Origin of the sequence: Photobacterium andalusiense (assembly GCF_900185625.1) — a bacterium.
Classification (GTDB): domain Bacteria; phylum Pseudomonadota; class Gammaproteobacteria; order Enterobacterales; family Vibrionaceae; genus Photobacterium; species Photobacterium aquimaris.
Genome location: NZ_FYAJ01000005.1, coordinates 13,678 through 38,185 on the forward strand (window position 1 = coordinate 13,678; position 24,508 = coordinate 38,185).

Here is a 24,508-nt window from a genome sequence, read left to right on the forward strand (position 1 = left end):
GTTTACGCCAAATCTCCAGCCACTAACGGCACAAATTTAACCGGTTCGATATCCGTTTCAATAAACTGATCGCCACTGCGAACAATCAATTTTAACACTTGTTCAGAATAACCTACGGGCAATATCAAGCGACCGCCATCGGCAAGTTGATCTTTTAGGCTCTGGGGAACCTCACTTGGCGCGGCGGTGACAATAATAGCATCAAATGGGCCTTTACTTTCCCAGCCCTGCCATCCATCACCATGTTTGGTTGAAATATTATACAATTCTAACTGCTTAAAGCGTCGTTTCGCTTGCCATTGCAGGCCTTTAATTCGCTCTACAGAATAAACATGATCAACTAATTGTGCTAACACTGATGCTTGATAACCAGAACCGGTACCAATTTCTAACACCGACGATTGCGGTGTCAGTGCTAATAGCGACGTCATTTTAGCAACAATATAGGGTTGTGAAATTGTCTGACCACTACCGATAGGCAGCGCATTATTCTCATATGCTTGATAAGAAAATGCTTCATCAACAAAAAAATGACGTGGTATCGCTGCAATCGCGCGCAACACCCGTTGATCTGTAATGCCTCTTTGAGTTAATAGTGCAATTAAATTATCAACTTGTCTCTGATAACGCATAGTTATCGGATCTCCACAACATGCATCCAGCTTTCTAACCCAGCTATGGCATCATGCGCAGTCAGGTCGACTTGCAACGGAGTAATCGATACTGCTCCGTGTTCAATCGCAAAAAAATCGGTTCCTGCCGCCGCATCTTGTGTTTCACCAGGAGGACCTAACCAATACAAGGGATTACCTCGAGGATCGGTTTTTTTGATCATACTGACAGCACGATGTCGAGCACCTAAACGGGTTATTTCCCACCCCTTTAATTGCTCAAATGGCACATCGGGAACATTAACATTAATTATTTTTTGAGTGGCTAATGGCTGGTTGATCATTTTTTCAATCAATACTTTTACCACTTGAGCGGCGGTATCAAAGTGCTTATCGCCCACTAATGACACTGCAATCGCTGGGACACCTAAAAAGTAGCCCTCCGTCGCAGCAGCAACAGTACCAGAATACAACACATCATCGCCAAGATTGGCACCATGATTAATGCCAGTCACAACAATATCTGGTCGCTCATTCAACCATTCAGTCAGTGCAAAGTGAACACAATCAACGGGTGTGCCTTGCACTGCAACTTTATTATTACTTTGCTGACGAATACGCAGTGGATAATCAATCGTTAATGAATTGGATGCGCCAGATCGATTACGATCAGGCGCTACAACGATGACCTCACCCAAGTCAGCTAAGACTTGGGCTAACGTATTTATTCCCTCAGCAAAAATACCATCATCATTGCTGATCAGTATTCTCATCATTCATACCTTGTGATTCTAGCGGCATGATCAACTCACGCACAACCGAAGTCGCAAAACTGCCAGCAGGTAAAGCAAAAGAAAGGATCACACCGTTATCATCAAACTGCCATTGCATATTCTGTGGCAATAATAATAATGGGCGACGATCATGACGCATACGATTATCACGAACGAGTGCCACTAACGCTGGCTCTTGCTCCACAATCGCCAGTTCAAATGCCTCTGCATCTGCTGTTGTCGGTAAGGCATTATCGCCCAATAATGGACCGGTAATTGCCACTTCACCTTGCATAACTTGCTGCTGTAATTCAGGTGTAATTGTTTCTGCAATAAACGTACGTTCATCACCCGCCGCTTGTAGGCTATCACCTAACATAATTTTACGGGTGAGGTTTTGTTCGATACGAGCTGACAATACTTGGTTAAACATCCATGAACGTGCAGCAGATAAGTAAAAACTGCGCTTACTCTTATCACGCACACGGAACTCATTATTCCCCCAAGCACGCGCTTTAATGACGTTATTACCACCATGACCAAAACGTTGTTCACCAAAATAGTTCGCCACACCTTGTTGCTTAACAAGCTCTAAACGCTCAGCTAATGCTTGCGGCTGATCTAAATCAGTTAAACGTAATTGGAACCAGTTACCTTGCAGATCACCAGGACGTAATTTTTTGTCATGACGCGTCATCTCAAGCACTTCAATCCCTGGATGCTCAGCTTCAAATTGGCTTAGATCAGGATCGGCTTTACCCGGCAAATGCACACTGATCCACTGCTCGGTTACTGCATGGCGATCTTTAAGGCCTGCCCAGCTGACATCACGTGATTTCACGCCACACGCTTTAGCTAATTCATTAACGACGTATTTAGTGTTCTCGCCAGTTTTGCGAATTTTAACCATCAAGTGCTCACCAGCACCACTAAAGCTAAAACCTAGCTGCTCGTTAACGATAAAATCTTGTGGGTTTGTCTTAATGCTTCCTTGGCAAGTTGGTTGTTCATGCAACCACTTAAAACAATCCATTACGTTAGCTGAGGTGTTATTTGTCGACATGGTGGGGTTATACCTTTTTAATTAAAACAACGGCTTCACAAGCAATACCTTCTTTACGTCCAGTAAAACCTAAACGTTCAGAAGTGGTTGCTTTAACATTAACATTAGTAATATCGGTGTCGAGATCTTCAGCGATAGCTTGGCACATTGCTTCAATATGCGGTGCCATCTTAGGTGCTTGAGCAATAATCGTCACATCAACATTACCTAGACAATAACCTGCAGCTTTGACTTTGTTATAAACATCACGCAGCAAAAAGCGACTATCAGCACCTGCCCACTCAGCGTCAGTATCAGGAAAATGGCGGCCAATATCACCAGCGCCAATCGCACCTAATAGCGCATCGCAGACTGCATGCAAAGCAACATCACCATCAGAATGGGCGATTAATCCTTGCTCATAAGGAACTGCAACACCACCAATAATAACCGGACCGGCGCCACCAAATTTATGCACGTCAAACCCATGACCAATACGCATTAAGGTTGTTCCTTTAATAAAAGTTGTAAATAAAACTCAGCCAAGGCTAAATCTTCTGGCTGGGTCACTTTGAGATTATCGCTGCGTCCGGTAACAAGCAGTGGCGTATAGCCACAAAACTCTAATGCCGAGGCTTCATCGGTTATGGTTGCGCCTTGCGCTAATGCCGAGGTTAACGATTGACGTAATAACCCGACGCGAAACATTTGTGGTGTCAGCGCATGCCATAAGTTATCGCGATCGACCGTATGGCTGATCTGAGGCGGCGTTGAGTGATGGAGCCCACGCTTCATAGTATCACGTACTGGCGTAGCTAAAATCGCACCGCAGTCACTGCTGATCGCCGCGGTGATCAATGCCCGTAGGTCAGCTTGACGCACACAAGGACGCGCCGCATCATGCACTAATACCCATGCATTATCATTCTCAATCGCAGCTAAGCCTGCAAACACTGAGTCTGCACGTTCAGCACCACCATCAACCACAATAATACGCGGATCTGTGGCTAACGGTAACAGTGGAAAATAAGGATCATCAGCACTAATGGCAATCACAACCCGCGTAATTTCCGTTAAGCTCAATAACCGATCCACGGTATGTTCTAAAATTGTTTTACCTGCAATATGAAGGTATTGCTTGGGACGATCAGCCGCCATACGACTACCGACGCCAGCCGCGGGTACTACGGCAATAAATTCTTCAGTCATCATTAGACTTATTACTCACAACAGAAAACGCGACCAATTAATTATTATCACCCAAAATGCGAACAAAGGTTTCACCGGGCTTGATTAAGCCTAAATCATTACGCGCACGTTCTTCTACTGCTTCTTTACCACCATGAAGATCTTTAATTTCTGCGTACATTTGTTGGTTTCGTTGTTGTAATTCAGTATTTGCCGCTTGTTGAAGGGCAACACTTTCTTTTACTGCGGTATATTCATTCATACCGTTTTTACCATCCCAAAAATCGTACTGCAGCCATGCTAAAACCACTAGCAAGATAATGATAAACAGACGCATGGTTCCCCTTTAAAATCAGCGCAAATGTTAATGCCAACAATATACATTCCAATCAACCACTCGGTGAATTATTGGAATAGATGCTACGGCAAGGTAATAATCCCATAATCGGCTTATTGTGACCACTATTATGGCTATTGAGTTGTTCCAGTGCTAGCTGCGTGTCATTTTTGCTGATAAATCAACCAAAAATCATTTATTAAGCGATATTTGTAGCACAGTCATTTTTTTACTTAAAAAAAAACCGCCTCCTAAGAGACGGTTTGATTTAGGCTAATTGAGCAAGCTCAATAATAGGCTTAAAAATTAAGCTTGGCCTTTAACTTCTTTAAGACCGTTGAAAACAGCACGCTCACCTAGTGCTTCTTCGATACGGATAAGTTGGTTGTACTTAGCAACACGGTCAGAACGGCTCATAGAACCAGTCTTGATTTGACCTGCAGCTGTACCTACCGCTAGATCAGCGATAGTTGCGTCTTCTGTCTCGCCTGAACGGTGAGAGATAACAGCAGTGTAACCAGCGTCTTTAGCCATCTTGATAGCAGCTAGAGTTTCAGTTAGAGAACCGATTTGGTTAAGCTTGATTAGGATTGAGTTAGTGATACCTTTCTCAATACCTTCTGCGAAGATCTTAGTGTTTGTAACGAATAGATCGTCACCTACTAGTTGAATCTTGTCACCTAGTAGTTCAGTTTGGTGCTTGAAGCCAGCCCAATCTGATTCGTCTAGACCATCTTCGATAGAAACGATAGCTGGGAACTTCTCAGTAAGATCTTTCAGGAAGTAGTTAAACTCTTCTGAAGTAAATTGCTTACCTTCACCTTTAAGGTCGTAGATGCCTTGTTCTTTGTTGTAGAACTCAGAAGCAGCACAGTCCATAGCTAGAGTAATATCAGTACCTAGCTCGTAACCTGCAGCTTCAACAGCTTCTTGAATTGCTTTAAGAGCAGCTTCGTTTGACTCAAGGTTTGGTGCGAAACCACCTTCGTCACCTACAGCTGTGCTCATGCCCTTAGACTTAAGAACTTTCGCTAGGCTGTGGAATACTTCAGAACCCATACGTACAGCTTCACGAAGTGACTTAGCACCTACTGGCTGAATCATGAACTCTTGAATATCAACAGTGTTATCTGCGTGCTCACCACCGTTGATGATGTTCATCATAGGTAGAGGCATAGAGAATTGACCAGCTGTACCGTTTAGCTCAGCAATGTGCTCGTATAAAGGCATGCCTTTAGATGCAGCAGCTGCTTTTGCGTTAGCTAGAGAAACAGCTAGGATTGCGTTAGCACCAAAGTTAGATTTGTTTTCAGTACCGTCAAGGTCGATCATTAGTTGGTCGATTGCAGCTTGATCAGTCGCGTCTTTACCCATTAGTACTTCAGCGATTGGACCGTTTGCAGCAGCAACAGCTTTAAGAACACCTTTACCTAGGAAACGAGATTTATCGCCATCACGAAGCTCAAGAGCTTCACGAGAACCCGTAGAAGCACCAGACGGTGCAGCAGCCATACCAACGAAACCACCTTCTAGGTGAACTTCAGCTTCAATTGTTGGGTTGCCACGTGAGTCAATGATTTCACGAGCTAGAACTTTAACGATCTTAGACATTGTGTTTCCTCTGCTTTATCTTCAAATTAAAAGCTAAATAAAATAGCTGCAGCGATAACTGCTACAGCTATCAGTAATCCTTACTTATCAGATTCACCGCGGTGATGTACACCCGCAGCTTTTACAAAACCTTCAAATAATGGGTGTCCATCACGAGGTGTTGAAGTAAATTCTGGGTGGAACTGTGCAGCAACGAACCAAGGGTGGTTCGGAATTTCAATAATTTCAACTAGCTTCTTGTCAGCAGACAGACCTGATACTTTCAGGCCAGCTTTCTCTAACTTAGGTAGCAAGTTGTTATTTACTTCGTAACGGTGACGGTGACGCTCATGAATAGACGCTTGTGCGTATAATTCACGTGCTTTTGAACCATCTTGAAGATGACATAACTGAGAACCAAGACGCATTGTACCGCCAAGGTCAGATTTTTCAGTACGCTCTTCTACGTTACCATCGCCATCAACCCACTCAGTGATCAAGCCAACCACTGGGTGTTTAGTTTCAGCGTTAAATTCTGTTGAGTGTGCATCCGCCATGTTTGCTACGTTACGAGCAAATTCAATTAACGCGACTTGCATACCTAAACAAATACCTAAATAAGGAATTTTGTTTTCACGTGCATATTGAGCCGTCAGAATCTTGCCTTCAATACCACGATGACCAAAGCCACCAGGTACTAAGATTGCGTCTAGACCTGCAAGTACTTCAGTACCTTTAGACTCAACATCTTGAGAATCGATGTATTTAATTTGTACTGAAATACGGTTTTTCAAACCAGCATGTTTAAGTGCTTCGTTGACTGACTTATAAGCATCAGGTAATTCAATGTACTTACCAACCATACCGATAGTTACTTCAGCAGTAGGGTTAGCTTCTTCATAAATAACTTGTTCCCACTCAGATAGATCAGCTTCTGGTGCAGTAATACCAAAACGCTTACATACTAAGTCATCAAGGCCTTGTGCCTTAATAAGCTGTGGGATTTTGTAGATTGAATCTACATCTTTCATTGAGATAACCGCTTTTTCTTGCACGTTACAGAACAACGCAATCTTTGCGCGCTCGTTGGCAGGAATAACACGATCACTACGGCAAACCAAAATATCTGGTTGAATACCGATAGAAAGCAATTCTTTTACTGAGTGTTGTGTTGGCTTAGTTTTCACTTCACCCGCAGCAGCAAGGTAAGGTACTAGCGTCAAGTGCATAAACATGGTGTTTTCACGACCTTGTTGTACTGCAAGCTGACGAATAGCTTCCATAAATGGTAGTGATTCAATATCACCTACCGTACCGCCGACTTCAACAATCGCGATATCATGACCTGCAGCACCAGCAATCACACGATCTTTAATTTCGTTAGTGATATGTGGAATAACCTGAATCGTTGCACCTAGGTAATCACCACGACGTTCTTTACGTAGAACATCAGCGTATACGCGACCAGCGGTAAAGTTATTACGCTTAGTCATTTTGGTACGTATAAAGCGCTCGTAGTGACCTAAATCAAGATCAGTCTCTGCACCGTCTTCCGTAACGAATACTTCACCATGCTGAGTAGGGCTCATTGTGCCTGGATCAACGTTAATGTAAGGGTCTAATTTCATCATGGTCACATTAAGACCACGTGCTTCTAGAATAGCTGCCAAAGATGCTGCAGCAATGCCTTTACCTAGAGAGGATACTACTCCGCCCGTAACAAAAATATAATTCGTTGTCATGTTAAACCTGGAAGATTGGTGTAGAGGATAAAGTGTATCTGGACGGGAAATTAGTATACCAGACACCATTTATCGCCACAACGTGAAAACTATCACACACCCCTAAGATTTTTTTTGTCTCAAATCAAGGAAGTGATTTACGCGTCATTTTCACCCCATTTCGCTACTTTTGACCGCTAAGTTCATATACTTTTATAGCATAACAATTCTAAATGGGAATAGTTATTTTTTACATTCATGCTGCTTTACTCTATTCCACTCTAGATCTAGCTCAGTTAGTGAACATTGGCCTAAAGACTTATCTTGTTCTAGCACATTTTTTTCAACTTGGCGAAAACGTCGCTCAAATTTTTTATTTGCTTGTTGAAGTGCATGTTCTGGTTTTACATCAAGATGACGGCTTAAATTTACCACTGAAAACAGTAAATCTCCCATTTCTTCCGCGATCTTATGTTGCTGTTGAGGCGTTTGAATCACCTCATCCATCACTTCGTCTAGCTCTTCTTTTACTTTTTCAACCACCGGACCTAACGTATCCCAATCAAAACCTTGGCTAGCACAACGCTGCTGAATTTTATTGGCTCGTGTCAGTGCTGGTAACGCCAACGGAATATTGGCAAGCAAACTATCATCTTGTGCCTTTTCAGCGCGCTCTTTGGCTTTTTCTGCTTCCCAGTTTTGCTTTACTGCCGCTTCATCGGCAAACTCAGCCGCACCAAAAACATGTGGATGGCGACGAGTTAATTTGTCACTAATACCAGCAACCACATCATTAAAATCAAACAAGCCTTGTTCTTGGGCTAATTGGCTATAAAACACCACTTGAAATAATAAGTCGCCAAGTTCTTCTTTAACATCTACCCAGTTTTTTTGCTCAATCGCATCGGCCACTTCATAGGCTTCTTCAATGGTATAAGGAACGATTGAATCAAAATTTTGTTTTAAGTCCCATGGACAACCTTGTTGGGGATCGCGCAACTGGGCCATAATTGTTAATAAACTATCGATATCAACAGCAGTGTTATTGGTCATTATTGTCTTCCTTATATAAAAAAATAGGTAGCCGAAGCTACCTATTTCTGTGGTTGATGTTGCCTATCATCGTTAGCCGTATAAACGTTTAGCTTGAGCAACATCTTTTACTTGCTCAATACGACTTAATACGCGACTTAATACATCTAAATCGGTTAACTCAAGTTCAAAGTCCATGATCGACATTTGCTTTTTATAATCCACTCGGCTCTTCATGCCAGCAACTTTAACTTTCTCATTCATTAAGGTGTTGGTAAGTTCTTTAAGTAAGCCATTACGCTCAGAAGCTGTCACTCGCACCGTAATAGTATAGTTACCAACAAAACCACCACCCCAAACCGTATCAATAATACGTTCTGGTGCATGGTGACGCAGTTCTTCTAGTTGCTCACAATCATGACGGTGAACGGAAATACCACGTCCTTGAGTGACAAAGCCTTGTATATCATCACCAGGGATCGGCTGACAACAACGCGCTAAATGGGTCATTAGGTTATCAACCCCTTCGACCACCACCGAATCACGGTGTGGTTTTTTGCTATTGTGAGAGGCTTTATCACTGGCCTCAGACAACTTATCTAGCAGTTGTTGATCTTCTTCTTCAGCGGTTGGTTTGTTAATTAGCGCATTAATATGATTAATAATCTGGTTAATACGCAAATCACCGCTGCCAATCCCCGCATATAACTCTTCCGGCGAATTAACATTAAAACGTTTACTCGCATAAGCATGCGCATCTTTTAAGGTCGCATTAATTTTCGTAAGCTCAGCCTCAAGGATCTCTTTACCTGCAATAATGTTTTTATCGCGATCTTGTTTACGGAACCAGGCATTTACTTTTGCGCGAGCACGACTTGAGGTCACAAACCCCTGATTCGGGTTGAGCCAATCGCGAGAAGGATTAGGTTCTTTTTGAGTGATAATTTCAACTTGATCACCCATCTGCAAATGGTAAGTAAACGGCACAATTCGGCCTTCAACTTTAGCACCAATACAGCGATGTCCCACTTCTGAGTGAATATGGTAAGCAAAATCTAGCGGCGTCGCATTTGATGGCAAGTCAACTACATCACCTTTGGGTGTAAAGGCATAGACACGATCATCAAACACTTGGCTACGAAGCTCATCTAGCATCTCACCAGAATCTGACATCTCTTCTTGCCATACTAATAATTTACGCAGCCAATTTATTTTTTCATCATACGCAGACTGAGCACCACCAGAGGCCGCAGGCCCTTCTTTGTATTTCCAGTGCGCGGCCACACCAAGCTCTGATTCTTCATGCATTTGCTTGGTACGAATCTGAATTTCAATGGTTTTACCTTCAGGACCAAGCACAACCGTATGGATAGATTGATAACCGTTAGGCTTAGGGTTAGCAACATAGTCATCAAATTCTTTCGGTAAATGACGATATTTGGTGTGTACCACTCCTAATGCGGCATAACAGTCTTGCAGCTCTTCCGCCACAATACGGACCGCACGCACATCAAAAAGCTCATCAAACTCTAAGCTCTTCTTCTGCATTTTGCGCCAAATACTGTAAATATGTTTTGGTCGGCCTTGTACTTCAGCACGAATATTTGATGCTTGCATCGCATCAGATAAATCATCAACAAAGTGAGTAATATAATCTTCACGATCAATACGGCGCTCTGAAAGCTGTTTGGCTATTTGTTTGTACACTTCAGGATGTTGATAACGGAAAGCATAATCTTCAATTTCCCATTTCAACTGTCCAATACCCAGTCTATTAGCTAGCGGTGCATAAATATTGGCACACTCTTGAGCCGCCACGCGACGTACAGCATCAGGTTCATTTTTAACTTCACGTAAGTTGCAGATACGCTCGGCAAGCTTGATAACCACACAGCGGAAATCATCAACCATTGAGAGTAACATTCGTCGAATACTATCAACTTGTGCTGATTGCGCCGCTTCTTCTGCGGTCGATTTAAGCTGGCTAATGGCACACATTTGCTCAACACCTTGCACCAAGTGCAAAATATTGGCGTTGTAGTCTTCTTTTACTTGTTCATGGCTATAACAACCCGCTTCAACTAATGGATATAGCATTGCCGATATTAATGTATCGGTATCCATGCTTAGCGTTACCAGAATCTCAACCATTTCACGGCCACGCCATAACAATAGCGCACCATTTTCCTGATCAACAATGAGCTCCTGACAACGCAGGTAAGTTCCCTCTAAACGTCCAAACGTTTTTGCATCCAAACGTAAACTTTCGACCCATGAGGCGAGCTCAAATGCCGTGTCTTCTTTTAGATGTGCTCCACGTACTGCGACCATGTTTCTATCCTGTTTACTATTTAATGGCAATAAATGTAATTGCTGTTGCTATTTTTTCTGCTTTTTTTGAACCTTCACAAACAGTGCCATTGATTCTAAATGCCCGGTATGAGGGAACATATCCAACATACCAAGACGCTCTAATTGATAACCTTGTTGCAATAATACTTGGCTGTCACGTGCCAATGTGGCTGGGTTACATGAAACATACACCACTTTATTTGGTGCAAGCTTAACCACATGTTCCATCACTCCTGCTGCCCCAGCACGCGCAGGATCTAATAAAATTTTATCAAATTGCTCTTGTGCCCACACTAATTTCGTCACATCTTGTTCTAAATTAGCCTGATAAAAAGTGGCATTGTGTAGTGTATTTGCTTGAGCATTGTCTGTGGCACGTAACACCATTTCATCAATGCCTTCAACACCGACAACAGCTTTAGCATCCTGAGCCATCGGTAAGCTAAAGTTACCCAAACCACAGAATAAATCTAACACCCTATCTTGAGGCTGAACATCGAGCCATTCGATAGCTTGAGCGACCATATTACGATTTACATCACCATTTACCTGAATAAAGTCTTTTGGTGAAAAGGTCAGTTTCAGCCCTTCAATCTCATAATAAGGTTGGTCACCATAACTGTGGATTAGTTCATCGGTTTCTGGCGCCAAAAACAGCATGATATTATGTTGGACTGCAAAGGCTTGAATTAACGCACTATCGTCGGCGTTAAAAGGAGCAAGATGGCGAATTAGCACCACGCAGCCATTATCTGCATGCGTCAATTCAATATGACCAATAAATCGACGGCCTTTTAAACTGTTTAATAGCTCACGTAAAGGCGGTAACAGCTCATTCAATGGCTGGGCCAATACTGGACACGTGCTAACATCAACAATGTCATTGCTTTGCTTTTTACGAAAGCCAAACTGTAACTGGCCATTATTTTCAACACGAACCGCAACCCGTGCACAACGACGATAATGCCAAGCTTGACTGATAATCGGTGGTTGTTGAATGCAATTTGCTTGATCAATGACTGCAAACTTTGCCATTAACTCACTCAGCACTTGTTGTTTAGCAATCACTTGGCCTTGATGCGATAAATGCTGCAAATTACAGCCACCACACTGGTCATAGATCGCACAATGGGGTTTAATACGGGCATTACTGTCTGAAAGGCGTTTAATCACTCTAGCACGAGCGTAATTTTTTTTATCTTCCGTTAACTGTACCACTGCGGTTTCAGTCGGAAGTAAACCATCCACAAAGACAGATTTACCGTTTAGATGACCAATACCAGCGCCATGGTGATCTAAGCGATTAATAGTAATTTCTTTATGTTTGGTGTCAGTTTTACGTTTTTGAGGCTTAAAAAAGCGTGCCATAGTGTTTTGCTCACCGTTCAGACTTTGAGTATTTGTTGCATAGTCCTATGTTTAATCAAACTAGGAATATAGATAGGTACTAATTCTCCCACAGAATCGCTTGCTTGTAATTAAGAGAACCATGACCAAATATGGACTTCGTGCCAGGGTCTTTACCCTGACATTAGCACCTACACTGATAATCGGCTTGTTATTAAGCGCTTTTTTTACCATGAGCCGCTATCAAGATCTCGAACATCAATTGATTTCGACCGGAACAAGTATTATTGAGCCGTTAGCAATTTCGGCAGAATATGGCATGACCGAAAAAAATCGCGAGGCAATTCGACGTTTGATTGGTTATACCCATCGCAAGCATTCCGATATTATTCGTAGTATTGCGGTATTTACTGATCACAATAAAATATTTGCGACCTCTAACTTTCATCGTAATTTTGCCTCATTTATGTATCCTGACGATAAGCCCATTCCGCGCTTGTTAGATACCCAACTCAGTGATAATACCCTCATTTTACGCACTCCCATTTTGACTGAAGGCCAATTTGGAACCAATACCAGTGCCAGCTCATTAGGAAAACCTCTGGGCTATATTGCCATCGAGCTCGATTTAAGCTCACTACGATTACAGCAATATCAAGAAGTATTTACCGCCTTAATGGTGCTCTTACTCGGCTTAAGTTTATCGTCGCTGTTTGCATATCGATTAATGCAAGATGTTACTCGCCCGATTTCTCATATGATCAGTGTGGTTGATAGAATTCGCCGCGGACATCTTGATATTCGTATCGAAGGTCAATTATTAGGTGAACTTGATACCCTTAAAAACGGTATCAATGCGATGGCAATCTCGCTCTCGGAATACCATATTGAAATGCAGCAAAGTATTGATCAGGCGACGTCTGATTTGCGCGAAACCTTAGAGCAACTTGAAATTCAAAACGTCGAGTTAGATATCGCCAAAAAACGTGCTCAAGAAGCAGCCCGAGTCAAATCTGAATTCTTGGCCAATATGTCGCACGAATTACGGACTCCACTTAACGGTGTAATTGGCTTTACTCGTCAAATGCTCAAAACCAAGCTGAATACCAATCAGCAAGATTATTTGCTGACGATTGAAAATTCAGCCAATAATCTCCTTACCATCATCAATGATATTTTGGACTTCTCAAAACTTGAAGCGGGAAAATTATTACTGGAGAATATTCCGTTTGATTTTACCGATGCCCTTGATGATGTGATGCGCTTATTAGCACCAAGTGCGCATGAGAAAGGCTTAGAATTAACCCTTAAAATCGATACCCGTATTCCTCCAGGCTTAATTGGTGATCCACTGCGTATTCAGCAAGTTGTCACTAACTTAATCGGTAATGCGGTTAAATTTACTGAAACTGGCAATATTGATGTCTCGGTTGAGCTTAAATCTGAGCATGATAATAATATTGAACTGCAATTTATGGTGCGTGATACCGGTATTGGTATCTCAGAGCGTCAACAAGCACAATTATTCCAAGCCTTTAGCCAAGCTGATGCCAGCATATCACGTCGTTATGGCGGCACAGGTTTAGGGCTTGTAATCACTCAAAAACTGGTCAGTCAAATGGGTGGGCAGGTTAGTTTAACCAGTCGTCTCCATCAAGGTTCAACCTTCTGGTTTAGTATTCGCATGCATAAAACCGATTTACCAGTATCACAATTAATTGATACCTCATCATTGATGGGTAAAAAGTTATTGCTGATTGAGCCTAATATGCAAGCAGCCTCAGTGGTGCAACAGCGACTGATTAACGCCGGTATCCATGTTACTTACCGTTCAACCATGCCTGATGATGTTGAACATCATGACTTTGCATTATTGTGTTTATCGCCAACAGAACAACCACCAACGTCAGTACTGTTTGATCAGGTTTTCAAAGCCGAGCAAATCGCCGACAAAGTACTGGTGTGCTTACCCACTACTGAGCTAGCTTTGTCTGAAAAACTCACCAATACTGGAGTCGAACTTTGTCTTGGTAAACCGATTGCATCACGAAAGTTATTTGAAGCACTGTGTGATAACAATGATGAAAATAACGAACCAGAATTAGCGGTGTTAGCGCCACCACAAGAACCGGTGCAGCCATTAACCGTGATGGCGGTCGATGATAACCCAGCCAACTTAAAACTAATTTCAGCTTTACTTGGCGAGCGAGTTGAGACAGTAATTACCGCAACTGGTGGTAAAAAAGCGGTTGAGTATGCTCATCAAAAAGCGTTTGATCTGATCTTTATGGATATTCAAATGCCTGAAATGGATGGCGTAACAGCTTGCCAAGAAATTCATAAAACTCAGCTTAACCATACCACGCCAATTATTGCGGTTACGGCTCATGCTATGGCTGGTGAACGTGAGCGATTACTTGATGCCGGTATGGATGATTACCTCACCAAGCCAATTGAAGAGCATATTTTGCAACAAATTCTGGCGAAGTGGATCACGCCAAGCCACCATTCAGGCGCTCAACTAACAGTCCCCGCAGCGAGCAAAGCGAATAAGCCCGCGCCACAGGCTATCGACAATAGCATTAGTTTTGATTGGTCATTAGCGCTAAAGCAAGCGGCTGGCAAACAAGATTTGGCGCGAGATATGCTACAGATGCTGCTTGATTACATGCCAGAAGTTGAATTACTGGTCAATGAAGCGCTAGATGGTAAAGCTGTTGAGCTGTGGCCCTCAATCCATAAATTGCATGGTAGTTGTGCTTACAGTGGCGTACCACGGCTAAAATACCTCTGCCACACTATTGAAAGTGAATTAAAAGCCAATGCGATAATGGAAGATATTGAGCCTGAATTGCTTGAGTTGATCGATGAAATGGATAATGTGGTTAAAGCTTCAAAGCAATACCGCCGTTAATCTATTACTGATTAATACCACATAGTGGCATTACACTATCGTTATAAAAGTTATAAAAAAACGCTAGCTTTATCAGCTAGCGTTTTTTTTATCACCGCTATCAACATTGGTTTAACGTTCAATAATAACAGTGGCGACAGCATAGCGCCGTTCATCAGCAATCGTCAGGTGCACATGTTGGCCCCCCATTGCGGTTAACAACACTAATGCTTGACCCGAAAAAGTAACTAAAGGCTTACCGCGTTCATCATTACTGACACTAAAATCTTGAAAAGACACTCCACAAGCAATGCCGGTGCCCAAAGCTTTAGACGCTGCTTCTTTAACAGCAAATCGCTTTGCTACAAACCGAGCACGTAACTTTAAACGGTAATATTGTTCAAGTTCAGAGGCTGATAACACTCGCTCAGCAAAAGCATCACCGCTACGAGAGAGAACTTTTTCAATCCGCTCGATTTCAACAATATCAGTCCCTAAACCTAGAATTGCCATTAGCCACGCGCTTCCTGCATCAAGAGACGCATATCAGCAACCGCTTTTTCAAGGCCATCAAACATTGCTCGTCCCATTATAGAATGACCAATATTGAGTTCATACAGCTCAGGTAACGCTGCGATAGCTTTGACATTATGGTAGGTTAAGCCGTGACCTGCATTGACTTTAATGCCTAAACTCGCCGCATAAGTCGCAGCAACTGCTATTTTTTCAAGCTCAGCGGCTTGCACTTCTTCAGTGGTTGCATCGGCATAATGGCCTGTATGTAACTCAATAAATGGTGCACCAGTTGCAAGTGCTGCATCAATCTGGCGTTTATCGGCATCAATAAACAATGACACTTTAATCCCTGCTGCGGCTAATGCTGTGGTTGCTGCGGTAATCTTTTCACATTGCCCAGCAACATCTAAGCCACCTTCGGTCGTCAATTCAGCACGCTTTTCAGGCACTAAACATACATATTCAGGTTGAGTCTCTAAAGCTATCGTCACCATTTCATCAGTAACGGCCATTTCTAGATTCATCCGTGTTTGTAATGTTTCGCGTAAGATTCGTACGTCACGATCATTGATATGGCGACGATCTTCACGTAAATGCACCGTAATACCATCTGCACCTGCACGTTCTGCTACTTCTGCAGCATGAACAGGATCAGGGTATCGTGTGCCACGGGCATTACGTAATGTTGCAATATGATCAATATTGACACCCAGTAGAATGTTACTCATTTTCCGATGCTCCTTGCTCTAGGAATAAATAATTCCCGACTTTTTAGTGGTTTTGAACCAAGATACGGCTTTAAGGCTATGCGTGTAAAGCGTTTCGCAGCTCGAAGTTGTTCAGGGGTTTCAAAACACCTTGCTGCAATAGCTTTCAATTCATTACCACGAAAAGTCAATTGACTGATTTTTATTGAGGCAATAAATCCCAATTGTTCGCGGTAGTTATAGGTCATATGATCGTCGACCGCTAACCCACTGCCTGCACAATGCAAAAAATCGATACCGTAACCAAGATGATGTAATAAGGCGAGTTCAAAACGACGCAGTGCGGGCTCTGGATTATCCGCTTGTGCAAGCTCACGCAACACATTCAAATAATCAAGAAACAACACTGGATAAGGGGTATGGTTTTCTAATACTCGCGCTAACACTTCATTAACGTACATCGCGGAATATAAAATATAGCTGCGCAACGGCAGCCCAATACTGATCGGCTCAGCATGAGTGAGAACAGGCATGCTCCCTTTACCACTCCATTTCATAAACAATGGCGTGAAGGGTTGCAAGGTTCCTTTGAGGTTAGAACGCTTACGACGCGCTCCTTTTGCAAGTAGGGTAAGACGGCCATGATCCTCGCTAAACACATCAAGGATCAGGCTCGTCTCACTATAATGGCGATAATGAAGGACAAAACAACGCTGTAGGCCCTCCATTATGTTCCTTATAGATCGTCAATGTAACCTAAGCTGCGCAGTGCACGTTCGTCATCTGCCCAACCTGATTTCACTTTAACCCAAAGTTCTAAATACACTTTACGTTCAAATAGGTCTTCCATATCTAAACGGGCTTCACGGCCAATGACTTTGATTTTATCGCCACCTTTACCGATCACCATTTTCTTCTGGCCTTTACGTTCAACCAGAATCAAACCGTTGATATCAAAACCGTTGGTTTCAGGGTTAAAATCAAAACGCTCGATTTCAACTGTCACTGAATACGGTAATTCTTCACCGGTAAAGCGCATTAGTTTTTCACGAATAATTTCTGACGCCATAAAGCGTTGTGAACGATCCGTTACATACTCTTCAGGGAAGTAGTAATCACATTCAGGTAAATGTTCACGAACAATTTTTTCAATAGTATCAACGTTAGTACCTTTCTTTGCAGAAATAGGCACCACATCAACAAATGGCATTTTGTTCGCTAGTTCCTGCAAATGCGGAAATAACTCATGCTTTTCTTTAATGTTGTCGACTTTGTTGATCAGCAATACTGTTGGTAGCTCACTTTTAATAAGCTTATTCAGTACCATCTCATCATCAGCAGTCCACACAGTGCCATCTACAAGAAATAACACTAATTCGACATCAGTTAATGAACTGCTTGCTGCGCGGTTCATTAAACGGTTAATCACACGCTTTTCTTCAATGTGCAATCCAGGTGTGTCCACATAAACCGCTTGATAGCCGTCACGTGTGTCTACACCCATAATGCGATGGCGCGTGGTTTGTGGTTTACGAGAAGTTATAGATAACTTCTGTCCCACTAAACGGTTAAGCAAGGTTGATTTACCGACATTCGGTCGACCAACAATGGCAATAAAGCCACAATGTTGTTTATCTGTCATGATTCCAACTGGTTAAGTGCAATTTCTGCTGCTGCCTGCTCTGCCTTGCGCCGACTGCCGCCTTTACCGATAACAGGTTCATCCATACCTGAAACATCACACTGTACGGTGAATTCTTGGTTATGAGCTTCACCTTGTACCTTAATTACAGTATACGACGGTAATGGTAAACGGCGACCTTGAAGACACTCTTGCAAGCGTGTTTTAGGATCTTTTTGGTTGATGCCAGGTTCAATTGTATCAAGACGTGATTTATACCAAGCCAATACGACTTGACGCACAGTCTCAACATCACTATCTAGATAAACCGCGCCAATGATTGCTTCAACACAGTCAGCCAGAATCGAATCACGACGGAAACCGCCACTTTTCAGTTCACCTGGACCTAATAGTAAGTAGTCGCCTAGCTCGAACTCACGTCCTAGCTCAGCTAATGTCTTACCACGGACTAGTGTTGCACGCATTCGGCTCATATCACCTTCATCCACAGTAGGAAAACGGTGATATAAGTCATCAGCAACAACAAAACTTAAAATAGAGTCACCTAGAAATTCTAGGCGCTCATTGTGGGTGCCATTAGCACTGCGATGTGTCAGTGCTAATGTCATCAACTCACAATTGTTAAATTGGTAGCCCAGCTTGCGCTGAAGCCTATTCGCTGGAGTTGTCATTTTCTCTCGATTATTTAATGCTACCGATACGATCAAAACGTACACCGGTAGGGATCCAAGATGGAAGTAAACTATCAGGCTTGCGATCGAAATCAAAGCTCATCCAAATAGCTACCGCCTTGCCGACTAAATTCGCTTCTGGTACAAAACCCCAGTAACGACTATCAGCACTATTGTCACGGTTGTCACCCATAACAAAATATTCACCTTTTGGTACAACCCACTCACCGATCCCTGGGCGAGGTACGTAAGCCATACGATTATCACGTCGTAATGGGTTGATCAAAATATGATGATTCACATCACCAAGATGTTCATTAAACTCAATCAGACGCGCCATACCTTGAGTAAAGTCGCTATCTTTCATATCTGTTAATTTAACAGGCTTACAAACAGAAGTGCCTTGAGGCTGAATACATAGTTGTTTGTCAGCGCTGTAACGAACCATATCACCGGGTAAACCGACTACACGTTTAATGTAATCAATTTTTGGATTTGGCGGGTAACGGAACACAATCACATCACCACGTTTAGGCTCACCAGTGTTTAAGAATTTATGGTCAAAAACAGGATCTCGAAGTCCATAAGCAAACTTTTGGACCAGAATGAAATCACCAACATACAGGGTTGGTAACATTGATTTTGACGGAATTTGAAATGGTTCATAAATAAATGAACGGAATATCATGATCAATGCAATTACAGGGAACATTGAACTTGCTGATTCAACCCAACTCGGTTGAGGAGCAACACGTGCAAGTACCTCTGCATCAACTTGGCCACCAGCTTTTTCTGCTGCAGCTGCAATTTTTAATTGTCGTTTTGGTGCCCATAGAAACTTATCTAGAGCCCAAATAATACCGGTAAAAATTGTCGCTAAGACCAATATTATTGAAAATGTATTTGCCATGTTATTCCTTAAGTTTAATACAACTAACCGCAACAGTTAGTTGATTGACTCTACTGCAAACGCCTAAGTCAAAGAAAGTGCTATTTAACGGATTAAATAAGCACTTCCTAATTATATCTAGACTGTTATCAACAAAGAAGGTTACTACTTATCTTTGCCCACATGAAGAATCGCTAAGAAAGCTTCTTGTGGTAATTCAACATTACCAATCTGCTTCATGCGTTTCTTACCGTCTTTCTGTTTCTGTAGTAGCTTCTTCTTACGGCTAATATCGCCACCATAACATTTTGCGATTACGTTTTTACGTAACTGCTTCACGGTTGAACGTGCAATGATATGACCACCAATAGCTGCTTGAATTGCAATATCAAACATTTGACGAGGAATAAATTCTTTCATTTTCTCAACAACATCACGACCGCGAGTCTGTGAGTTTTCTTTGTGAGTAATGATTGCTAAGGCGTCAACACGCTCACCATTTAACAGAATATCCACGCGTACCATGTCTGATTCTTGGTAACGTTGGAAATTATAATCTAGCGATGCATAGCCACGCGAGGTTGATTTCAAACGGTCAAAGAAATCCAGTACCACTTCTGACATCGGAATATCATATGTCAGTGCAACTTGATTACCGTGATAAACCATATCAACCTGCATACCACGCTTTTCAATACATAGAGTAATTACGTTACCTAGGTATTCGCTTGGTACCAAAATATTACAACGCGCAATTGGCTCACCGACAACATCAATATCGTTTACAGCCGGTAATTTAGCAGGGCTATCTACATAGAGTGTTGTACCGTCATTTTTCTTCACTTCATAGACTACCGTTGGTGCAGTAGTAATTAAGTTCAGATCATATTCACGCTCTAGACGCTCTTGAATAATCTCCATGTGGAGCATACCCAAGAAACCACAACGGAAACCGAAACCAAGTGCAGACGAGCTTTCTGGCTCATAAAACAATGACGCGTCGTTTAGGCTTAATTTGCCTAATGCATCACGGAAGTTCTCGTAATCATCAGATGATACAGGGAACAAACCAGCATATACCTGTGGTTTTACTTTTTTAAAGCCCGGTAATGCAGTTTCACAACCGCCTTTCGCTAGCGTTAAAGTATCACCAACCGGCGCACCTAGAATGTCTTTAATACCACAAACAACCCAACCAACTTCGCCAGTATTTAGCTCTGTGGTGTCAATTTGCTTCGGTGTAAAAATACCAATACGGTCAACACCCCAGATTTGACCTGTGGTCATTACTTTGATCTTGTCATTTTTCTTTAGTTTACCGTTCTTGATACGAACTAAAGAAACAACACCTAAGTAGTTATCAAACCATGAGTCAATAATCAGTGCTTGTAGTGGCGCATCTGGATCACCTTCAGGAGCAGGGATCGCTTCAACGATTTTTTCTAAAACTTCGTCAACACCAACACCCGTTTTTGCTGAACAACGCACAGCATCAATAGCATCAATACCAACGATGTCTTCAATTTCTTCAGCTACACGCTCAGGATCGGCTGCAGGCAGGTCGATTTTATTTAAAATCGGCACTACTTCTAAGTCCATTTCCATGGCGGTGTAACAGTTTGCTAAAGTCTGAGCTTCTACGCCCTGGCCCGCATCAACTACCAGCAATGCACCTTCACAGGCAGCAAGTGAACGCGATACTTCATACGAGAAGTCAACGTGTCCTGGGGTGTCGATAAAGTTTAATTGATAAGTTACACCATCTTTAGCCGTATAATCGAGCGTCACGCTCTGGGCTTTAATGGTGATACCGCGTTCGCGTTCAAGATCCATTGAATCTAAAACCTGCGCAGCCATTTCTCGATCAGAAAGGCCGCCACAGACTTGAATTAGACGGTCGGATAAGGTCGACTTACCATGGTCGATATGTGCGATAATCGAAAAGTTACGAATGTGCTTCATGAATGGCGTGACTGCTCGTGATTAAAATGAATGGGATCTTAAGATCAAGTTGACGGATTCTACCGAATTTAAACGCTACTCGCTATCTTTCGATGCGGCATTTATCAGCTTATCTGCTGAAATAGGTAACCCGAGCACTCGAATAAGGCTTGGTTTATAGGCTGCATCCCCATCTAATCGCTTAGCATAATGCCTCGCAATCAGTAATCCGATGGTGGTAGCAACTACAGCGGATACAATAACACCAAGCTGATTACTGGCTGCTAGATCAACAAATAGATACTGACCAAGTAAGCTACCCCCGACTAAAAATAGCAAGGGCAGCATATAAACCAACAACGCTGAACTGAGCATACTACGCTCAGACAAGCCAATTTCAACCACTTGTCCAAGCGTTATTTTTTCATTGGTGTCGATAGTAATCAAATGAGAACGCCCCGGCATTGCTTTACTAACAATACCTGTGCCGCAGCTATCGCGCGAAGCACAATGACCACAACTGGTTTGTTGCTGACAACTTACCGTTATATAGCCACTATCAACAGCGACCACTGTCGCTAATGTTCTCATCATGATTATTTACTCGTAGGGGTAACCTCTGGTTTAATTTTATCAAAGGTTACGCTTTCTGCAATTTGTCGTGCTGTTTGTGGTGGAATATCACCCACCACTGTAATTTCTTTATTGCCATCAACGCGAGTAATTAGTGTCCGCCGCCCTTGACGAACCAATTGCCCACGACCGACAAAATTATCAGCATCTGAAACATAAACAGAAAAACTAAACAAACCGTCACTATACATGCGACTTTCAACGGCGCGCTCTGTCAGTAACAGTCGATGACGATTACCTGCAATTAATGTAAAGCCATTTGGTAACCAATTAACACTCCATTGCAGTTTTTTCTGCGGCTGTTGCGGTAATTGTACCACGGCGGGCAATTTAACTTGATCAAGCTTACTCAGCATTTCAGCAACTTTAGGATTCACCGCAAAAGAAACCACGCGAAATTGCTCTAATAAATCACCATCGCGATCGAGTAAATCAGCGCGCATCACCAAGTGAGTCGCTTGATCTATCCACAATAAGTAAGAATAACGATTGCCATCTTTAGGTGCGATACGAACAACATCACAGGCGACACCCGCTTCACGTGCTCGACCCATGGCAATGAAATCGTAAAAATGAGCCAGTTTATCTATATTAGCCTTCATTAATGGCAATATAGGCGCGACCATCTTATTACTTTTAATCGTAAAAGGATCGAGTCCGGGCTCAAAATAACTGACTTCATCACCACGTTGAATCACCTCTTGTGGCGGACCACTGAGGAACAACAAATGACCATAGCTTTGGCCATTCTCTAGCGCGTGTCGATAACGCAAGGTATCAATGCTATTTTTCTTTACCCAAATGTAAGACATCTCATAACTAAGATCTCGACTGGCTTGGCCCATTTGATGCAACAAAGCCTCTGTTGAAGGTTTAACCGCTTCAGCAGAGGCTTGGAGTGACAATAATAGGCTGACCAATGCAAGTGCACCGACCAGAGTTTTTTTCATTAATCCGCCACAGAATTATTAGTATGTAATCGTGAATTATCGATACTGCCATCTTCAGCATTGAACCGAAGTTGCAATTCATAATCTTGTAACATCGAATTGATTCGACGTCGTTGTTCCATTAACTGTGATTCAGACGGAGTCTGATTATTATCTACCATATTGGTATTTAAGCTCACAGGTTCAGCTTTACCTGTAAATGGAATCGTTTGTAATACTGGCACATCATTACTGGTTGTTGTAGTAAGGTTGCCACCATTACCATCATATTGTTGAACACCAACAATCACCGCTAATGATACACATGCAGCCATCGCAACCTGACTAAACTGGGATAGCCAAGCGGGTAATGTCCGCTTCGCTTTAAATGGGGTCGGTTGTTCTTGAATAATAATCGGCTCAACAACAGCTTCAACATTAGTAACCACAGCCCCGGTATGAGCGGGTTCAGCTTCTAGCGCCAACGCGACATTTTCTGCAATATTCCATTGTTTGCATTGCGGCACATCACCACGCATGACATCACCAATGAGGTTGAAGTCATGCCAGCTTTGCTCGCTATTTTTGTCAACGGTCAGCGCATTGATAATGCTCTGATCCAAGTCTTCGCCATCTAGCAATGCCGAAATTTTTTCTTTATCAGCCATTTTTTCCACCGTTTGGTGCAACATTGTTATTGTTGCATAAGAGGACGAATACGTTTTTCAACTGTCTCTCGTGCACGGAATATACGTGAGCGAACTGTACCTACAGGACATCCCATTATGTCAGCGATTTCTTCATAGCTTAGACCATCCAGTTCACGCAATGAGATCGCTGTTTTAAGATCATCAGGTAGTGATTCAATCGTACTAAAAACAACTCGCTTCAGTTCTTCAGACAACATTTGGTTCTCAGGGTTCGATATTTCTTTAAGCGCATTTCCACTTTCATAATATTCTGCATCTTCAGCATCAACATCGGATGCTGGCGGACGACGTCCCTGAGCAACTAAATAATTTTTTGCGGTATTAACAGCGATACGGTAAAGCCATGTATAAAAAGCACTTTCACCACGAAATGTTGGTAAGGCGCGATAAGCTTTAATAAACGCTTCTTGAGCGACATCTGGCACATCACCAGAATTGCTAACATAACGTGAAACAAGGTTACAAACTTTATTCTGGTATTTAATAACCAAAAGGTTGAATGCTTGCTTATCTCCCCGCTGTACTCGCTCAATTAGTACCTGATCAGTTTGCTGCTCGCTCATTCGAGCGTTTACTCCCATGTCTAACTGTTTAGTAATATTGCATTCATCTCACGACAACATAGACCAATAAAGGTATTGAGTCGGTATTGATACACAACGGTTTATTTAGATTATCCTGCCACTATAAGCGTTAGTCTCACCGTAAATAAAACACTGATTTATGAAATATTTATAAGCATGAGCACTACATAAGACCGATGGATAATGGCAAAGTTCCACCGCCAATAAAATAATTTACCCTTTCGTTAACACTTGGTTATTACTGGTAACGAAATCAGGCTAGAAAGAATAACTGCGGTCATTTTACCTGAAATAATCATACTAACGAGGATCTGTGACTGAAAAAAGCAAAATAATCACAATGGTATGAAGCGGTTAGTGCGCTAACATTTAACAATAACATAGCTAAAGCACCGTATCT

General features: G+C 42.4%; 23 protein-coding genes. 1 reads left to right on the forward strand and 22 read right to left on the reverse strand.

Annotated features, from left to right (window positions below; translation table 11 throughout):
• Positions 1-2 precede the first annotated feature (2 nt).
• The 11 genes from PAND9192_RS12835 to rlmD form a co-directional block, all read right to left on the reverse strand.
• Complete coding sequence (locus tag PAND9192_RS12835) at positions 3-632, reverse strand: protein-L-isoaspartate(D-aspartate) O-methyltransferase (protein WP_060999792.1); 630 nt, start codon at positions 630-632, stop codon at positions 3-5.
• 2 nt (positions 633-634) lie between these two features.
• On the reverse strand, positions 635-1,384 hold the full coding sequence (gene surE / locus PAND9192_RS12840) for a 5'/3'-nucleotidase SurE (RefSeq protein WP_087854140.1): 750 nt from the start codon (positions 1,382-1,384) through the stop codon (positions 635-637).
• Positions 1,362-2,417, reverse strand: a complete 1,056-nt coding sequence (truD, locus tag PAND9192_RS12845) for a tRNA pseudouridine(13) synthase TruD (RefSeq protein WP_087854278.1) — start codon at positions 2,415-2,417, stop codon at positions 1,362-1,364. Before truD ends, surE begins: the two co-directional genes overlap by 23 nt.
• Positions 2,418-2,454: 37 nt before the next feature.
• Entirely contained in the window at positions 2,455-2,928 is a 474-nt protein-coding gene (gene ispF, locus PAND9192_RS12850) for a 2-C-methyl-D-erythritol 2,4-cyclodiphosphate synthase (protein WP_065167889.1), read from the reverse strand.
• Positions 2,928-3,635 carry a 2-C-methyl-D-erythritol 4-phosphate cytidylyltransferase gene (gene ispD / locus PAND9192_RS12855; protein WP_087854279.1) on the reverse strand — a complete coding sequence of 236 codons (708 nt, stop codon included), beginning with the start codon at positions 3,633-3,635 and terminating at the stop codon, positions 2,928-2,930. Before ispD ends, ispF begins: the two co-directional genes overlap by 1 nt.
• Positions 3,636-3,672: 37 nt before the next feature.
• Positions 3,673-3,951 (reverse strand): cell division protein FtsB, encoded by a 279-nt coding sequence (gene ftsB / locus PAND9192_RS12860; protein WP_087845454.1) that lies wholly within the window; start codon positions 3,949-3,951, stop codon positions 3,673-3,675.
• 306 nt (positions 3,952-4,257) lie between these two features.
• Positions 4,258-5,562, reverse strand: a complete 1,305-nt coding sequence (eno, locus tag PAND9192_RS12865; RefSeq protein WP_060999801.1) for a phosphopyruvate hydratase — start codon at positions 5,560-5,562, stop codon at positions 4,258-4,260.
• A gap of 80 nt (positions 5,563-5,642) precedes the next feature.
• The gene (gene pyrG / locus PAND9192_RS12870; protein ID WP_060999802.1) at positions 5,643-7,283 is read right to left on the reverse strand and encodes a CTP synthase; all 1,641 of its coding nucleotides are present in this window, start codon (positions 7,281-7,283) and stop codon (positions 5,643-5,645) included.
• Positions 7,284-7,505: 222 nt separating this feature from the next.
• Positions 7,506-8,315 carry a nucleoside triphosphate pyrophosphohydrolase gene (mazG, locus tag PAND9192_RS12875; RefSeq protein ID WP_087854141.1) on the reverse strand — a complete coding sequence of 270 codons (810 nt, stop codon included), beginning with the start codon at positions 8,313-8,315 and terminating at the stop codon, positions 7,506-7,508.
• Positions 8,316-8,387: 72 nt separating this feature from the next.
• Positions 8,388-10,625 carry a GTP diphosphokinase gene (gene relA, locus PAND9192_RS12880; protein WP_087854142.1) on the reverse strand — a complete coding sequence of 746 codons (2,238 nt, stop codon included), beginning with the start codon at positions 10,623-10,625 and terminating at the stop codon, positions 8,388-8,390.
• Positions 10,626-10,673: 48 nt separating this feature from the next.
• The gene (gene rlmD, locus PAND9192_RS12885) at positions 10,674-12,014 is read right to left on the reverse strand and encodes a 23S rRNA (uracil(1939)-C(5))-methyltransferase RlmD (protein ID WP_087854143.1); all 1,341 of its coding nucleotides are present in this window, start codon (positions 12,012-12,014) and stop codon (positions 10,674-10,676) included.
• A 121-nt stretch (positions 12,015-12,135) separates the two neighbouring features.
• On the opposite strand from rlmD, the gene barA reads away from it, so the two are divergent.
• Positions 12,136-14,907 carry a two-component sensor histidine kinase BarA gene (gene barA, locus PAND9192_RS12890; protein WP_087854144.1) on the forward strand — a complete coding sequence of 924 codons (2,772 nt, stop codon included), beginning with the start codon at positions 12,136-12,138 and terminating at the stop codon, positions 14,905-14,907.
• Between the two features lie 111 nt (positions 14,908-15,018).
• Here barA and acpS read toward each other — a convergent pair whose 3' ends face one another.
• The 11 genes from acpS to rpoE all read right to left on the reverse strand — a co-directional run bounded on the left by acpS (position 15,019) and on the right by rpoE (position 24,087).
• The gene (acpS, locus tag PAND9192_RS12895) at positions 15,019-15,399 is read right to left on the reverse strand and encodes a holo-ACP synthase (protein ID WP_087854145.1); all 381 of its coding nucleotides are present in this window, start codon (positions 15,397-15,399) and stop codon (positions 15,019-15,021) included.
• Entirely contained in the window at positions 15,399-16,130 is a 732-nt protein-coding gene (gene pdxJ, locus PAND9192_RS12900; RefSeq protein WP_087854146.1) for a pyridoxine 5'-phosphate synthase, read from the reverse strand. Before pdxJ ends, acpS begins: the two co-directional genes overlap by 1 nt.
• The gene (gene recO, locus PAND9192_RS12905) at positions 16,127-16,840 is read right to left on the reverse strand and encodes a DNA repair protein RecO (RefSeq protein WP_200817825.1); all 714 of its coding nucleotides are present in this window, start codon (positions 16,838-16,840) and stop codon (positions 16,127-16,129) included. The genes pdxJ and recO overlap by 4 nt, the downstream gene beginning before the upstream one ends.
• A gap of 5 nt (positions 16,841-16,845) precedes the next feature.
• A complete protein-coding gene (gene era, locus PAND9192_RS12910; RefSeq protein ID WP_060999817.1) occupies positions 16,846-17,751 on the reverse strand; it encodes a GTPase Era in 906 nt (301 codons plus the stop codon).
• Positions 17,748-18,422, reverse strand: coding sequence for a ribonuclease III (rnc, locus tag PAND9192_RS12915; protein WP_060999819.1), 675 nt, complete (start codon positions 18,420-18,422; stop codon positions 17,748-17,750). Before rnc ends, era begins: the two co-directional genes overlap by 4 nt.
• 10 nt (positions 18,423-18,432) lie before the next feature.
• Entirely contained in the window at positions 18,433-19,332 is a 900-nt protein-coding gene (gene lepB, locus PAND9192_RS12920; RefSeq protein ID WP_087854148.1) for a signal peptidase I, read from the reverse strand.
• A gap of 144 nt (positions 19,333-19,476) precedes the next feature.
• A complete protein-coding gene (gene lepA, locus PAND9192_RS12925) occupies positions 19,477-21,273 on the reverse strand; it encodes a translation elongation factor 4 (RefSeq protein ID WP_087854149.1) in 1,797 nt (598 codons plus the stop codon).
• A 75-nt stretch (positions 21,274-21,348) separates the two neighbouring features.
• Complete coding sequence (locus PAND9192_RS12930; RefSeq protein WP_087854150.1) at positions 21,349-21,846, reverse strand: SoxR reducing system RseC family protein; 498 nt, start codon at positions 21,844-21,846, stop codon at positions 21,349-21,351.
• A gap of 2 nt (positions 21,847-21,848) precedes the next feature.
• On the reverse strand, positions 21,849-22,835 hold the full coding sequence (gene rseB, locus PAND9192_RS12935) for a sigma-E factor regulatory protein RseB (protein WP_087854151.1): 987 nt from the start codon (positions 22,833-22,835) through the stop codon (positions 21,849-21,851).
• The gene (locus PAND9192_RS12940) at positions 22,835-23,482 is read right to left on the reverse strand and encodes an RseA family anti-sigma factor (protein WP_159458246.1); all 648 of its coding nucleotides are present in this window, start codon (positions 23,480-23,482) and stop codon (positions 22,835-22,837) included. Before PAND9192_RS12940 ends, rseB begins: the two co-directional genes overlap by 1 nt.
• Positions 23,483-23,508: 26 nt before the next feature.
• Positions 23,509-24,087 carry an RNA polymerase sigma factor RpoE gene (gene rpoE, locus PAND9192_RS12945; protein WP_087854153.1) on the reverse strand — a complete coding sequence of 193 codons (579 nt, stop codon included), beginning with the start codon at positions 24,085-24,087 and terminating at the stop codon, positions 23,509-23,511.
• Between the last annotated feature and the right edge of the window lie 421 nt (positions 24,088-24,508).